The organism is Pseudomonas sp. 65/3-MNA-CIBAN-0223 (assembly GCF_040310425.1).
Classification (GTDB): domain Bacteria; phylum Pseudomonadota; class Gammaproteobacteria; order Pseudomonadales; family Pseudomonadaceae; genus Aquipseudomonas; species Aquipseudomonas gregormendelii.
The window spans coordinates 234,581-249,967 of sequence record NZ_JBEOPV010000008.1; the positions used below are offsets into that span (position 1 = coordinate 234,581).

Below are 15,387 nucleotides of genomic sequence, written 5' to 3' on the forward strand. Positions count from 1 at the left end.
ATGCAGATGCCAGACGCTTGTCGGCAACCGCCCAAACGACAGCCAAAAAAAAGGGGAGCACATGCCCCCCCGAGGTTTAAAGCGGTGTACCGAGGCTGTTAATCAGCCTTCGATCTCGATCAGGATTTCGCCCGGGTTCACCCGGTCGCCCTTGGCCACGTGAATGGCGGTAACTTTGCCGGCGATGGCGGCCTGGACTTCGGTTTCCATTTTCATCGCTTCGGTGATCAGCACGGCCTGCCCGGCTTTCACCACGTCGCCTTCCTTGACCAGCACGTCGACAATGTTGCCCGGCATGGTGGTGCTGACATGGCCAGGCGCCGTGGCTTGCTTGCGCTTGCTGCTGCCGCCGCTGACGAATTCATTGAGCGGTTCGAACACCACTTCTTCCGGCATGCCGTCGATGGACAGGTAGAAGTGACGCTTGCCTTCAGCCTTGACGCCGACACCGGTGATGTCGACTCGGTAGGTTTCACCGTGAACGTCGATCACGAACTCGGTCGGCACGCCTTCGCCACCGGCCGAGGTCACGCCACCGGCTTCTGGAATCGGCAGCAACACTTCAGGCGTCAGGGTGCCGGCGGCACGCTCTTCGAGGAATTTGCGCCCGATGTCCGGGAACATGGCGTAGGTCAGCACGTCTTCTTCGGACTTGGCCACCGAGCCGATTTCAGCGCGCAGCTTGGTCATTTCCGGCTTGAGCAGATCAGCCGGGCGCACGTCGATCACTTCCTCGCTACCGATCGCCTGGCGACGCAGTTTTTCATTAACGGTGCCCGGCGCCTTGCCATAGCCACCTTGCAGGTAGAGCTTCACTTCATTGGTGATGGTCTTGTAGCGCTCGCCGGCCAGCACGTTGAAGAACGCCTGGGTGCCGACGATCTGCGAAGTCGGGGTCACCAGCGGCGGGAAACCGAGGTCCTCGCGAACACGCGGGATCTCGGCCAGCACTTCGGCCATGCGGTTGAGGGCGCCCTGCTCTTTCAACTGGTTGGCCAGGTTGGAAATCATCCCGCCCGGCACCTGGTTGACTTGCACGCGGGTGTCGACGGCGGTGAACTCGCTTTCGAACTGGTGGTACTTCTTGCGCACGGCGTAGAAGTACAGACCGATTTCCTGCAGCAGTTCCAGATTCAGGCCGGTGTCGTACTCGCTGCCTTTAAGGGCGGCGACCATCGACTCGGTGCCCGGGTGGCTGGTGCCGGAGGCGAAGCTGGAGATCGCGGTGTCGATGTGGTCGGCACCGTTCTCGATCGCCTTGAGCTGGCACATGGTGGCCAGGCCCGCGGTGTCGTGGGAGTGGATGAACACCGGCAGGGACTGCTCGGCTTTCAACGCACGGACCAGTTCGCCAGTGGCATAAGGGGTCAGCAGACCGGCCATGTCCTTGATCGCCACCGAGTCGCAACCCATGGCCTCCATCTGCTTGGCCTGGGCCACAAACGCATCGATGGTGTGCACAGGGCTGGTGGTGTAGGCGATGGTGCCCTGGGCATGCTTGCCGGCAGCCTTCACGGCTTCGATGGCCGTGCGCAGGTTACGTACGTCGTTCATCGCGTCGAAGATGCGGAAGACGTCGATGCCATTGACCGCAGCCTTGGCGACGAAGGCTTTGACCACATCGTCGCTGTAGTGGCGGTAGCCCAACAGGTTCTGGCCACGCAGGAGCATTTGCAGGCGAGTGTTAGGCAGCGCGGCGCGCAGTTGGCGCAGGCGCTCCCACGGGTCTTCTTTCAGGAAGCGTACGCAGGCGTCGAATGTCGCACCGCCCCAGCATTCCAGCGACCAGTAGCCGACCTTGTCGAGCTTGTCGCAGATCGGCAGCATGTCTTCGGTGCGCATGCGGGTCGCGAGCAGCGATTGGTGGGCGTCGCGCAGGATCGTGTCGGTGACGTGGATTTTCTTGCTCATTGTTATATTCCTCACAGGCCTGCGTGGGCGGCGATGGCGGCGGCGATGGCCAGGGCCAGCTCTTCGGGTTTGCGCTTGATCGAGTAGTTGGTCAGTTCAGGGTGGCTTTCAACGAAGCTGGTATTGAACTGGCCACTACGGAATTCCGGGTTACGCAGGATTTCCTGGTAGTACGCGGCGGTGGTCTTGACCCCTTGCAGACGCATGTCGTCGAGGGCACGCAAGCCACGGTCCATCGCTTCTTCCCAGGTCAACGCCCAGACCACCAGTTTGAGGCACATGGAGTCGTAGAACGGTGGAATGGTGTAGCCGGTATAGATTGCCGTGTCGGTACGCACGCCGGGACCGCCGGGTGCGTAGTAACGGGTGATCTTGCCAAAGCTCGGCAGAAAATTGTTTTTCGGGTCTTCGGCGTTGATCCGGAACTGCAGGGCAAAACCGCGGTGCTGGATGTCTTCCTGTTTCACCGAAAGCGGCAAGCCGGACGCAATGCGGATCTGCTCACGCACGATGTCGATGCCGGTGATTTCTTCGGTGATGGTGTGCTCCACCTGCACCCGGGTGTTCATTTCCATGAAGTACACCTCGCCCTCGGCGAGCAGGAACTCCACGGTACCGGCGTTTTCGTAACCCACGGCTTTGGCCGCACGTACGGACAGGTCACCGATGTAGGCGCGCTGTTCCGGGGTCAGTTGCGGGCTCGGGGCAATCTCGATGAGCTTCTGGTTGCGTCGCTGGATCGAGCAGTCGCGCTCGAACAGGTGCACGACATTGCCGAAACTGTCGCCGAGGATCTGCGCTTCGATGTGCTTCGGGTTGACGATGCATTTTTCCAGGAACACTTCTGCCGAACCAAAGGCCTTGGTGGCCTCGGAAATCACTCGCGGGAATGCCTGTTCAAGTTCGTCCCGACTGTCGCAGCGTCGGATACCACGGCCACCGCCACCGGAGGTCGCCTTGAGCATCACCGGATAACCGATGCGGTCGCCTTCGATAAGCGCTTCCGCGATATCCGCGACGTTGCCTTCCGTGCCGGGTGTGACCGGTACTCCGGCCTTGATCATGCTGCGGCGCGCTTCGGTCTTGTCGCCCATGCGCCGAATCACTTCAGCCGAGGGACCGATGAACTTGATCCCGCGCTCGGCGCAGATGTCTGCCAGTTCGGCGTTTTCCGAAAGGAAACCGTAGCCGGGGTGCAGTGCATCGCAGCCGGTTTCTACCGCCAGGTTCACCAGCTTGCGCGCATTCAGGTAGCCGGCCAGAGGTTCGGCACCAATGCTGTGGGCTTCGTCTGCACGCTTCACGTGCAACGCGTGCCGATCGGCGTCGGAGTAGATCGCGACCGAGCGAATGCCCATCTCGGCGCAGGCACGTACGATTCGTACGGCAATCTCACCACGGTTGGCGATCAGGATCTTTTTTATCACTTGGAATTTCCCTTGAGCCGGTGGTACCCACAACCTGCTAGACCAGGTCGACGTGACCAAATGTTTCCATCTGGTCGCGAACCCACACTAGCGCTCACGAGGGATTAACAAAAATGAATAATTATTGGGTCAGGCATAAGTAAAGACTTATAGTTGCGTTACCGGCCATGGTTAAAAGCGAAGAAAAAATGCGTAAGTCCTTGATGCGAATGACATTACGCCAACTTCAGATCTTCAATGAGGTGTGTGATCTACGGTCCTACAGCCGTGCAGCCGAGGAAATGTCGCTGACACAGCCAGCTGTCAGCCTGCAGATTCGGCAGATCGAAGAACTGATCGGGCAGCCATTGTTTGATTATGTTGGCAAAAAACTCTACATGACCGAGGCCGCCGAAGCACTCCAGCGAGCCAGCCGGGACATCTTCGGCCGCCTGGAAAACCTCGACATGCAGCTGTCGGACATGCAGGGATCGCTGCAGGGACAGCTCAAGCTGGCAGTGGAATCCAGCGCCAAGTATTTCGTGCCGCACTTGTTTGCCGCCTTCAAGCGCCAACACCCCGAGGTCAATCTGCAGCTGACGGTGGTCAATCGCGGGCAGGTGATTCGGCGCCTGTCGGATAACCGCGATGACCTGGTGATCATGTCCATGGTGCCACAGGACATGGGGCTCGAATTCCTGCCTTTCCTGAACAACCCGATAGTCGCGGTGGCGCCGCCGGACCATCCGCTGTGCCATTTGGGACCGCTGCGCTTGCAGGATCTGGAACCTTATACCTTGCTGCTGCGCGAACCCGGCTCCGGCACTCGCCTGGCCTGCGAGGAGTACTTCAAGGAAAAGCGCGTGCACTTCAACCAGACCCAGGAAGTCTCGTCGGCCGAAGCCCAGCGCGAGTGTGTACTGGCAGGTTTGGGCGTGGCGCTGTTGACGCGTCACGCCCTGAACCTGGAACTGGCGACCGGCGGATTGATCGAGCTGCCGGTGGAAGAGTTACCGCTGTACCGCAGCTGGTGCCTGGTGCAGGCCAAGGCGAAGCGCCTGTCACCGGTGGCTCACGCATTCCTTGCGTTTATCCGCAGCGAGCGGGTGCAGATCAGCGCCCTGGTTGAGCGTTTCGACGGGAAGCTGCGGGCGCTGCCTGCCAGTAGTTGAGTTCGAGCTCGTCAGGAAAGCCGCCGATTTCAGCCAGCAGCTGGCGGCGCTCGCAGCGGTCTTCGATGGCGCGGCGAAACTCCATGCGGCGCTGATCTTCCTGCTGACGACGGGTTCTGACGGCGCTGTTGCGTTCTTCGTAGGGCTGGGCCATTTCGAGTCTCCCAAGGCGATTACGGGAGTTTCAAGATAGGCGCGGGGGATGACGGTTTGGCGGCATGTGCGTTACAGGGGTGTGAACATTTACAGATCAAAAGATCGCAGCCTTCGGCAGCTCAGGGTACGTGAATTCCCGTAGCCGCTGCCGAAGGCTGCGATCCTTTGATCTTAATCGTCCAGCGCCTTCACCGACTTGGGCGACAACCGCAAGCTGCGCAAGCTGCGCTTCACGCTCTTGAGGTGGTTCACCAGGCTCGGGCCGCGCGCCATGGCCACGCCCATCGCCAACACATCGATCACCACCAGGTGGGCAATACGTGAAGTCAGCGGCGTGTAGATCTCGGTGTCTTCATGCACATCGATCGCCAGGTTGACGGTCGACAACTCGGCCAGCGGGGTCTGGCTCGGGCACAGGGTGATCAGCGAAGCACCGCTTTCACGCACCAGGTTGGCCGTGATCAGCAAATCCTTCGAGCGCCCGGATTGCGAAATGCAGATGGCTACATCGGTGGGTTTTAGGGTCACCGCCGACATGGCCTGCATGTGCGGGTCGGAATATGCCGCCGCCGTCAGCAACAAACGAAAGAATTTGTGCTGGGCATCTGCTGCCACTGCGCCCGACGCACCAAAGCCGTAGAACTCTACCCGCTGGGCCTGGGACATCAGTGTCACTGCGCGCTGCAACTCGATCGGGTCGAGCCGCTCGCGCACTTCCATCAGGGTATGCAGGGTGGTATCGAAGATTTTCAGACTGTAGTCGGCGACCGAATCGTCTTCGTGAATCGCGAACTGTCCAAAACTCGCGCCCGCCGCCAGGCTCTGCGCCAGCTTGAGTTTCAGGTCCTGGAATCCGGAACAGCCGATGGCCCGGCAGAACCGCACGATGGTCGGTTCGCTGATGCCCACGCTGTGGGCCAGGTCTGCCATGGAACTGTGCATCACCGCCGCCGGGTCAAGCAGCACGTGGTCGGCGACCTTGAGCTCCGACTTGCGTAAGAGGTGGCGTGACTGGGCGATGTGTTGCAACAGATTCAAAGGTCTGGACTCTTTGTTATTGGCAGGCGCCGTGATGTAGCGAGCTTGTAGTTATACTACATGAATTGGCTTTTTGCCTGCTCAATCCGTAACCGAATCCCTCGTTTTCAGCAGAGCATGGCTCCATGTAGCGCCAATCACGCCTTCACGGATTTACTTCGAGCCCTGCAACTGCAGAAGGCTCGCTAGCTGTTGCGCCTCAACGGGCTTGCTGATCAGGTAGCCCTGCACCTCATCACAATGTTCGCCTCGCAGGAACTCAAGTTGCTCGGGCCGCTCCACTCCCTCAGCCACCACTTTCAACGACAAGCCATGGGCCATGGCGATGATCGCGCGGGTGATCGCGGCATCCATCTGCCCCTCGCCCAGGCCGCGAATAAACGTCTGATCGATTTTCACGTAGTCCACCGGAATGCGCTTGAGGTAGCTCAAAGACGAATAGCCGGTGCCAAAGTCGTCGATCGCCAGTTTTACCCCCAGGTCCCGTAGCTGCTGGAACGTCGAAATGATGTGCTCGACGCTGTCCAGCAACTGACTTTCGGTCAGTTCAAGCTCAAGGTATTGCGGCGCCAGCCCGGTTTCTTCCAGCACCTGTCGAACCAGGCTGACCAACTTGCCCTGACGCAGCTGATGCACAGACAGATTGACCGACACACGAATCGGCTCGAGCCCCTGGCGCTGCCACTCGCACGCTTGCCAGCAGGCCTGACGCAGCACGAACTCGCCGATCGGACCGATCAACCCGGTTTCCTCGGCCAGGCCAATGAACTCTGCAGGCGACACCCTGCCCCTGTCGGGATGATCCCAGCGCACCAAGGCTTCGGCGGCATTCAGGCGTCCCGTGGCGAGGCAGAGCTTGGGTTGGTAGAACACTTTGAGCTGCTTCTCATCGATCGCTTTGCGCAGCTGGTTTTCCAGCTGCAATCGCTCCAGGGTGCTGGCTTGCAGGCTCTCGGTGTAGAACTGGAAATTATTGCCACCCAAGTGTTTGGCATGCTGCATGGCCATGTTCGACTGGCTGACCAGCGCTGAGATTTCCCGGGCGTTGTCCGGGAGCATACTGATGCCCATCGACGCACTGACTACCAGCTCATGTCCGTCGATGTTCAATGGCAAACGCAACTTGGCGGACACCCGTGTCGCCACCCGGGCCAGACTGGAGAGGTTGGCGTAGCTGTCAAACAGCACGGCAAATTCGTCGCCGGACAAGCGTGCAATAGTTTCGGCCTCGGGCAGCGCACTTACCAACCTGCGGGCGATTTTCTGCAATAGCTCGTCGGCAATGTCATGGCCCAGGCTCTCGTTGAGCAACTTGAACCGGTCCAGATTGATATGCAGCAACGCCAGGCTGCGCCCGCCCTGACGCATCCGTTGATGAGCCTCGCGCAGGCGCTCGCGGAACAGCGAGCGGTTGGCCAGGCCCGTCAACTCGTCGTAATGGGTGAGAAACCGCATCCGTTCTTCGGATTCGCGCCTGGCCGAAAGATCAGCGAAGAAGCCGACAAGATGACTTACATTTCCCCGATTATCACGCACCGCACTTAGCTGCAACCATTGCGGATACAACTCACCATTTTTCCGCGTCTCCACCAGTTCGCCCTGCCAGCTGCCATGCTGCTCCAGTGCCTGGCGGATGGCGCTGTAGTGCCGGCGAGCGTCACGACTGCACGGCAGATCGACCACACTCAGTCCGAGCAGGTCTTCGATCTCATAGCCGGTCACTCGGCAGAAGGCCTGATTAGCGGCGATCAGGGCGTAATTGGGATCGAAAATCACAATGCCTTCACTGGCCGCTTCAAAGACCGTCGCAGCCAGTTGCTGTTGCGTTTCGTGGTGCTTGCTGACGCTGATGTTGCGTCGAGTCCCGACCATGCGCACCACCCGGCCATTTTCGCCGCGCTCCACCGCCCGTCCACGGTCCTCGATCCATACCCAGTGACCGTCACCGTGACGCACGCGGTATTCGATCTGATAGTCCTCGCTGCGACCCTTCAGGTGCTCAACCAATGCGCGCTTGAGCGCCGGCAGGTCCTCGGGGTGCAGGCGTGGCTTGAGATGGCGCAGCATGGCCGTCACTAACTCTGGCTCCAGGCCGAACAATTCCTGAAGCTGCGTGTGGTGGACTTCGTCCGTCTGCAGGTTCCAGTCCCACAACCCGAGCTCACTGGCTTTCAGCGCCAATGCCAGACGCGCCTCGCTTTTACTGAGGGCCTGGTTGGCCAGGTCGAGTTCGAGGCTGCGCTGGGCAACACGGCCTTCCAGCCCGGCCTGAATGGCCCGTAGTTCAGCTTCAGCGCAATTACGCTGCTCAACCTCCCTGGCCAGCTTCTTATTCAGTTGATCGCTGCTGGTTTGAGCCTGCTGCAGGTGCTCGATCAGTGCCTGATTCTGGAAGCGACGCAACAAGCCGCGATCGATCAGCCGGTTGACCTGCCAGGCGACCACGCTCAACGCCCCCAGCAAAATCAGGCCGAACCAGCCCCAGCCCTGGCCTTGCTCATCGCCGCCCCAAAACAGATAGGCGATCGCCGGCAACAGACAGGGCAACGTAAAGGAAAGAAACGCCGGGAGGCTGACGGCGTACGCCACGCTCGCCGACAGCGCAGCGGCCCCGATCAGGCCAAATACCCAGGCTTGCTGGATGAAGGTGTCCGCCGGGACCAGCGCGATACCGGCACCCGCCAGGGTCAAGCCGGTCAGACCCGAGCCGAGCATGAACATGCGGCGCCAGACCGGATGCGCCTGACGGTTGGGGATCGCTGAATCGAAAGCCGCGACCTGGATAACCCGCAACGCCACCAGTGAGAGCAACCACACCAGCCAGATGCTGACCAGAAAGTAGCGTTGCGGGCTCCAGAGCAGGCCGGCGCAGACCAGGCCATTGATCAGCATGAACAAAGTAGGCAGCAGCGATCCCTGGTAAAGCAGACGCGTGCGCTCCACCGCCATTTCCATGGCGTATTGTCTGCGGATAACCCGGGGCTCCACGGAGGGGCCCGACAGGTCGATGCTGAGGGTCATAGGCAATATTCTTGTTCTTATAATGGTGAGCTTGTGCCCGAATCGTCGACGGAGCATACACAAGCACGTGGCTGGACCAAACCGCCGCCCACTATAAAAAACATGAAATCTGCGGTTGCACTTGCCCCCTGAAAAGCCGCAGAGCAAGCCCCGCCAGCGCTTGCAGGCAGTGACTGACCGGTCGTCATCCGTGCGTCTTTCATCGGCTAATGCAAAGCTCGGTTTGCCCGGTGTGACGGCGCACCCTAGAATGCCCCGATGCGCGATGATCTCTCCCTTCTGCTGAACTCCCTCAACGATGCCCAACGCCAGGCCGTAGCTGCCTCCGTGGGTCGTCAGTTGGTCCTGGCCGGTGCTGGTTCCGGTAAAACCCGAGTGCTGGTGCACCGTATCGCCTGGTTGATCCAGGTCGAGAACGCCTCACCCCACTCGATCCTGTCGGTGACCTTTACCAACAAGGCCGCTGCCGAGATGCGTCATCGCATCGAGCAGCTGATGGGTATCAACCCGGCCGGCATGTGGGTAGGCACCTTCCACGGCCTGGCGCACCGCTTGTTGCGGGCGCATTGGCAGGAAGCCGGCCTGAGCCAGACCTTCCAGATTCTCGACAGCGACGACCAGCAGCGGCTGGTCAAGCGGGTGATCCGCGAGCTGGGGCTGGACGAACAACGCTGGCCAGCGCGCCAGGCGCAATGGTTCATCAACGGGCAGAAAGACGAAGGCCTGCGGCCACAACACATCCAGGCCAGTGGCGACCTGTTCCTGGCGACCATGCGCAGCATCTACGAAGCCTATGAGGCCGCTTGCCTGCGCGCAGGTGTCATCGATTTCTCCGAACTGCTGCTGCGCGCACTCGACCTGTGGCGTGATCACCCGGGCCTGCTGGCGCATTATCAAAAACGCTTCCGGCACATTCTGGTGGACGAATTCCAGGATACCAACGCCGTGCAGTACGCCTGGCTGCGCCTGCTGGGCAAGGGCGGCGACAGCCTGATGGTTGTAGGCGATGACGACCAGTCGATTTACGGCTGGCGCGGCGCGAAAATCGAAAACATTCATCAGTACTCCTCCGACTTCCCGGATTCGCAAACCATCCGCCTGGAGCAGAACTACCGCTCCACGGCCGGCATCCTCAAAGCGGCCAATGCCCTGATCGCCAACAACACCGGGCGCCTGGGCAAAGAACTGTGGACGGACGGCGGCGATGGCGAGGCGATCAACCTGTACGCGGCTTTCAACGAGCACGATGAGGCGCGTTACGTTGTCGAAACCATCGAAAGCGCGCTGAAAACTGGCCTTGCACGCAGCGATATCGCAATTCTGTATCGCTCGAACGCCCAATCTCGCGTTCTGGAAGAAGCATTGCTGCGCGAACGCATTCCGTATCGCATCTATGGCGGCCAGCGCTTCTTCGAGCGTGCAGAAATCAAGAACGCCATGGCGTACCTGCGGTTACTGGAAGGTCGAGGCAACGACGCCGCCCTGGAACGGGTGATCAACGTGCCCGCCCGTGGCATCGGTGAGAAAACCGTCGAAGCGATCCGCGAGCATGCGCGCCATAGCGACGTCTCGATGTGGGAAGCCATGCGCCTGCTGGTGGCCAACAAGGGCCTTACCGGACGTGCTGCCGGCGCCTTGGGAGGCTTTATCGAGCTGATCGAGAACCTCGCCGCCAAATGCATGGAAATGCCGCTGCACCTGATGACCCAGACTGTTATCGAGCAGTCCGGGCTGATTGCCTACCACGAAGCGGAAAAAGGTGAAAAAGGCCAGGCACGGGTGGAAAACCTTGAGGAACTGGTCAGCGCTGCCCGCAACTTCGAAAACACCGAGGAAGACGAGGACCTCACGCCGCTGGCCGCATTCCTCGGCCACGCCTCGCTGGAGGCCGGGGATACCCAGGCCGACGAACACGAAGACAGCATTCAGCTGATGACGTTGCACAGCGCCAAGGGCCTGGAATTCCCTTATGTGTTCCTGGTGGGCATGGAAGAAGGCCTGTTCCCGCACAAGATGAGCCTGGAAGAACCCGGACGCCTTGAAGAAGAACGCCGCCTGGCCTACGTCGGCATCACACGGGCCATGCAGAACCTGGTAATGACCTACGCCGAAACCCGCCGCCTGTATGGCAGCGAGACCTACAACAAGGTGTCGCGCTTCGTACGTGAGATCCCGAAGGGTCTTATCCAGGAAGTACGCTTGTCGAACAGCGTCAGCCGGCCCTTCGGCGGCAACCAGTCGATGAGTGGCAGCAACCTGTTCAGTGGCAGTGAAATTCCGGAAACCGGCTTCAGCCTGGGTCAGACGGTGCGTCACTCAATCTTTGGCGACGGCGTGATCCTCAACTTCGAAGGCGCCGGCGCCCAGGCCCGGGTGCAGGTGAACTTCAGCGAAGGCAGCAAATGGCTGATGCTCGGCTACGCCAAGCTGGAAGCCGTCTAGGGACCTGCAAGCAGGTCTTGCAGGTGGGAGCGGCGGTGCGACTCGCTCGTGAATACCGTGTATCAGCTGGCATCCATGCCAGGTACTAAACGGCTTTCGCGGGCAATCCCGCTCCTACAGGGTTTCATTTCTCTGTGAACCTATCCCTTTTTCCTACAGACAAAAGTACATACCCTTATTGCCTCGACGAAGCTGAACCATACCTGTCAGGCAAAAGCCCGAAACACTCTGCCGCTAGCCAGTAACACTTCAGCTGTGCAACATGGCGCGCGTGCCTTCCACAAATGGGAATTCCCTTTATGAAACGTTTTCTTAGCATCGCCATGGCGTTGTGCATCGGCCTGACGATGAGCCTCGACGCCAACGCCAAGCGCTTTGGTGGCGGCAAGAGCTCCGGCGCTGCGCCGACTCACCAGACCAGCCAAATGGCTCCTTCTTCTGCTGCCGGTGGCGCTGCTGCCACTGCAGGCGCCGCCGGTGCCGCTGGCGCCGCTGCCAAAGCCGGCGGTGCGTCGCGCTGGCTCGGCCCTCTGGCCGGTATCGCTGCCGGTGGCCTGCTGGCCTCCATGTTCATGGGCGGCGGCTTCCAGGGCATGCAGATCTTCGACATCCTGATCATGGCGGTCATCGCCTTCCTGGTCTTCCGCTTCATCGCCGCTCGTCGCCGCAAGCAGCAGGAGCACCTGGCCCCGGCCGGCGCGCCAATGCAGCGTGAAGTGTTCGAGCAGAAGCCTGCTGGCATGGGTTCGATCTTCGGCGGTGCAGCAGCGCCGGTTGCCGCACGTCCGGTGATCAATGCGCCAGCCTGGTTCAATGAAAACAACTTCATTGAAGCAGCTCGCAACCACTTCCAGTCCCTGCAGCAGCACTGGGACGCTAACGAAATGGACAAGATCGCCGAGTTCGTGACCCCGCAACTGCTGGAGTTCCTGAAGCGCGAGCGCGCTGATCTGGGCGACGGCTTCCAGTCCACCTACATTGATAACCTCAATGTGCAACTGGACGGCGTGGATGACCGTGCGGACAAAACCATCGCCACCCTGACCTTCAGCGGTCTGTCGAAGACCTCGCGCTTCGACCAGGGCGAAGTGTTCAGCGAAAGCTGGAACATGGAACGTCCACAGGGCGAGAACCAGCCTTGGCTGGTAGCCGGTATCCGCCAGAACGGCTGATCACCCGCTGCTTTAAAAATGCTGTAATAAAAACCCCAGCCCCGGCTGGGGTTTTCTATTTCGCGGTTGCATCTATAGCAAGCTACTGTATAAACCGCCCCAACCAAACCGCGCCAACAGCAAGAGGATCCCGGACGTGGAAGAAATCATCGAACAACTGCGTGAAGCCAACGAACCGGTACCAGTCCCCTTGGAACTGCCTGACGAAGACATGCTGGTAGAGATCGAAGAGCAACTGTTCATCGACATTCCATTCGTCTTCAGAGAATTTTTGCTGACCGTCAGCGACGTGGTCTACGGCAGCCTGGAGCCGGTGACGGTGACCGACCCGCAGTCCCACACCTACCTGCCGGACGTGGCGGCCAATGCCTGGGATGCGGGCGTCGATCGCAGCCTGATCCCGATCTGCCAGGACGGCGACGACTACTACTGCGTCGAAGAAGACGGCACCGTGGTGCTTTGGCAAGCCGAAGAAGAGCTGATTGCCGAAGAAACCTGGGAATCGGTATGGCACTGGGCCCGAGACGTCTGGCTGGAAAGCTGAGCCACGCAGTATTCTGCAGCCATCAGCCCGCGCAGCGGCCCGAGGGCTGCAGGTTCAATCAATGGCCTGACGATTCCTTGTGATTGTCCAGGGTCTCCAGCAGGGCCACCTGCATCCGCGTGTGAACGCGAATGAACCAGCGCCACAACACGGCAGCCACAGCGGCCGCCACGACGCCGATCAACACCAGCAGCTTGTTGGTTGGCAAAATACTCGCCGACAAGGCCGCCAGCAGCAGGAAAATCACCAGCAGCGACAGGATCGGAATCACTTCAGCGATCACCCGTCGTACCCGCTGCGTGTGACGCCCCGCCATCTCCGGCTTGACGCCCATTTCCGCCAGCAGCATCGACAACGCCTTGAGCTTGCGATAGGCGGCGATCAGAAATGGCAGCGACAGGATCAACGCCCCACCCCAAATCAACGCCTTCTGCCAGCTCGGATCACTGATCCAGTCCTGCAGGTAGGCAGACATGCGCTCGGCGAAAAATGCCCCCGAGAAGAAAATCGCAATCACCAGCGCCAGGTTGACGCCGACCTGCAACAGAATCCGCCGGATCATCGACGCCAGCAGCGCACCCTCGCCTTGGGGCTGGATGCTGCGCAACCATTCGCCATACATGCCCAATACCCGGCCCAGTCGCTGAGGCATCACCGCTGCCAGCTTGATCGACAGGGGGTCCGCCGCGCGGATCAGATACGGCGTCAGCAGCGTGGTGATGACCGACACGGCAACGGCCACCGGATACAGGAAATTACTGGTCACCTGCAGCGTCATGCCCAGCGCCGCAATGATGAAGGAGAACTCGCCAATCTGTGAAAGCCCCATGCCAACCCGCAGTGAAGTACGTCCGTCATTGCCTGCGATAAACGCGCCCAAGCCGCAGGACAGCATCTTGCCCAGCACCACCGCAACAGTGATCACCGCGATGGGCCAGGCATATTGCAGCAGGATCATCGGATCGAGCATCAGCCCGATGGCGACAAAAAATATTGCGCTGAACAGATCACGCACTGGTTCAATCAGGCGCTCAATCTTCAGCAGTTGCCGCGATTCCGCCATGATTGCGCCAATCAGGAACGCTCCCAGCACCATGCTGTACTCGAGCTTGACCACCAGCAGGCAGAAGCCGAAGCAAAGCCCCAGCACGGTGATCAAGAGCATTTCGTTGCTTTCGAATCTGGCCACGTAAGCCAGCAGGCGCGGCACCAGCAGAATGCCGATCACCAACGCGACAATCATGAACAGCGACAGCTTGCCGACCGTAGAAAAGACTTCGCCGGAGCTCACGGTACCGCTCACCGCGATGCTCGACAGCAAGGCGATAATCCCGATGCCGAGGATGTCCTCGACGATCAACACGCCAAAGATCAACTGTGCAAAGCGCTCGTTCTTCATCTTCAAGTCGTTCAGCGCCTTGACGATGATAGTGGTCGAGGAAATCGCCAGGATCGCGCCAAGGAACAGCGAATCCATGGTGTTCCAGTCGAACCAGCGGCCGATTTCATAGCCGATCCAGATCATCAGTACGATTTCCAGGAACGCTGCGATAAACGCTGTGGCGCCGACCTTGAACAGCTTGCGCAGGCTGAACTCCAGGCCCAGGCAGAACATCAGGAAGACCACCCCGAGTTCGGCCAGGGTCTTGATGGTTTCTTCATCGTGGATAAGGCCGAACGGCGGGGTGTGCGGGCCAATGATGAAGCCGGCAACGATGTAGCCCAGGACCACAGGTTGTTTAAGCCTGTGGAACAACACCGTGACCACCCCGGCGACCAACATGATCACTGCCAGATCCTGGATAAAACTGATCGCATGCATGGTGTGGGGCTCCTTTGGGTCGACTTTTGGAGCGTAACACCGCGACTTCCGCCAGAAAGGCGGTGCAATATATGGAAACAGATCGGCCAGGGCGTGACGGCAGCCACCCGCCCGGCGTCCCGATAACTGTTGGTTTGAAAAAAGCTGACAAGGCACCCGCAGAGGTGCGCCCCAATAACCTGCCTTGAACCGTGAGCACTTTATGGAACCCGGAAACGCCCAACTGTCGATGACGGTATTGATGACCCCCGACATGGCCAACTTCTCTGGCAATGTTCACGGCGGCACTCTGCTCAAGTACCTCGACGAAGTCGCGTATGCCTGCGCCAGCCGTTATGCCGGCCGCTATGTGGTGACCTTGTCGGTGGACCAGGTGATCTTTCGCGAACCCATTCACGTCGGCGAGCTGGTGACCTTCCTGGCCTCGGTGAACTACACCGGCAACACGTCGATGGAAGTCGGGATCAAGGTCGTCACCGAGAACATTCGTGAACGCTCGGTGCGGCATACCAACAGCTGTTTTTTCACCATGGTGGCGGTAGATGACGACCGCAAGCCGGCCTCCGTTCCACCGCTGCAACCACAGAACAGCGAAGACAAACGCCGATATGTGCAGGCCCAGCAACGCCGGCAGATTCGTCAGGAGCTGGAAAAGCGTTATCAGGAGATCAAGGGCGACGCCTGAGGTCTGGTTTCGACCTTA

Annotated in this window: 11 protein-coding genes; 5 read left to right on the forward strand and 6 right to left on the reverse strand. The window is 59.9% G+C overall.

The window, feature by feature from the left end:
• Positions 1-102 precede the first annotated feature (102 nt).
• Positions 103-1,911, reverse strand: a complete 1,809-nt coding sequence (gene oadA, locus AAEZ09_RS12240; protein ID WP_045060834.1) for a sodium-extruding oxaloacetate decarboxylase subunit alpha — start codon at positions 1,909-1,911, stop codon at positions 103-105.
• A gap of 11 nt (positions 1,912-1,922) precedes the next feature.
• Complete coding sequence (locus AAEZ09_RS12245) at positions 1,923-3,338, reverse strand: acetyl-CoA carboxylase biotin carboxylase subunit (protein WP_045060835.1); 1,416 nt, start codon at positions 3,336-3,338, stop codon at positions 1,923-1,925.
• 188 nt (positions 3,339-3,526) lie between these two features.
• On the opposite strand from AAEZ09_RS12245, the gene AAEZ09_RS12250 reads away from it, so the two are divergent.
• Positions 3,527-4,489 carry a LysR family transcriptional regulator gene (locus AAEZ09_RS12250; protein WP_045060868.1) on the forward strand — a complete coding sequence of 321 codons (963 nt, stop codon included), beginning with the start codon at positions 3,527-3,529 and terminating at the stop codon, positions 4,487-4,489.
• Here the strand turns inward: AAEZ09_RS12250 and AAEZ09_RS12255 are convergent.
• The 3 genes from AAEZ09_RS12255 to AAEZ09_RS12265 all read right to left on the reverse strand — a co-directional run bounded on the left by AAEZ09_RS12255 (position 4,431) and on the right by AAEZ09_RS12265 (position 8,704).
• Positions 4,431-4,643: a PA3496 family putative envelope integrity protein gene (locus AAEZ09_RS12255; RefSeq protein WP_045060836.1), complete on the reverse strand. Its 213-nt coding sequence runs from the start codon at positions 4,641-4,643 to the stop codon at positions 4,431-4,433. The two genes, AAEZ09_RS12250 and AAEZ09_RS12255, sit on opposite strands and share 59 nt — an antisense overlap.
• A gap of 173 nt (positions 4,644-4,816) precedes the next feature.
• Positions 4,817-5,683, reverse strand: coding sequence for a transcriptional regulator HexR (gene hexR, locus AAEZ09_RS12260; RefSeq protein WP_045060837.1), 867 nt, complete (start codon positions 5,681-5,683; stop codon positions 4,817-4,819).
• Between the two features lie 153 nt (positions 5,684-5,836).
• Complete coding sequence (locus AAEZ09_RS12265; protein ID WP_350599597.1) at positions 5,837-8,704, reverse strand: EAL domain-containing protein; 2,868 nt, start codon at positions 8,702-8,704, stop codon at positions 5,837-5,839.
• 258 nt (positions 8,705-8,962) lie between these two features.
• Between AAEZ09_RS12265 and uvrD the strand changes: the two genes are divergently transcribed.
• The 3 genes from uvrD (at position 8,963) to AAEZ09_RS12280 (ending at position 12,862) form a co-directional block, all read left to right on the forward strand.
• The gene (gene uvrD, locus AAEZ09_RS12270; protein WP_122840952.1) at positions 8,963-11,146 is read left to right on the forward strand and encodes a DNA helicase II; all 2,184 of its coding nucleotides are present in this window, start codon (positions 8,963-8,965) and stop codon (positions 11,144-11,146) included.
• Positions 11,147-11,445: 299 nt separating this feature from the next.
• A complete protein-coding gene (locus AAEZ09_RS12275) occupies positions 11,446-12,318 on the forward strand; it encodes a Tim44 domain-containing protein (protein WP_350599598.1) in 873 nt (290 codons plus the stop codon).
• Positions 12,319-12,454: 136 nt separating this feature from the next.
• Positions 12,455-12,862, forward strand: coding sequence for an SMI1/KNR4 family protein (locus AAEZ09_RS12280; protein WP_034149364.1), 408 nt, complete (start codon positions 12,455-12,457; stop codon positions 12,860-12,862).
• 58 nt (positions 12,863-12,920) lie between these two features.
• Here AAEZ09_RS12280 and AAEZ09_RS12285 read toward each other — a convergent pair whose 3' ends face one another.
• Entirely contained in the window at positions 12,921-14,684 is a 1,764-nt protein-coding gene (locus tag AAEZ09_RS12285) for a cation:proton antiporter (protein ID WP_350599600.1), read from the reverse strand.
• 202 nt (positions 14,685-14,886) lie between these two features.
• On the opposite strand from AAEZ09_RS12285, the gene AAEZ09_RS12290 reads away from it, so the two are divergent.
• On the forward strand, positions 14,887-15,369 hold the full coding sequence (locus tag AAEZ09_RS12290) for an acyl-CoA thioesterase (RefSeq protein ID WP_045060843.1): 483 nt from the start codon (positions 14,887-14,889) through the stop codon (positions 15,367-15,369).
• Positions 15,370-15,387 lie beyond the last annotated feature (18 nt).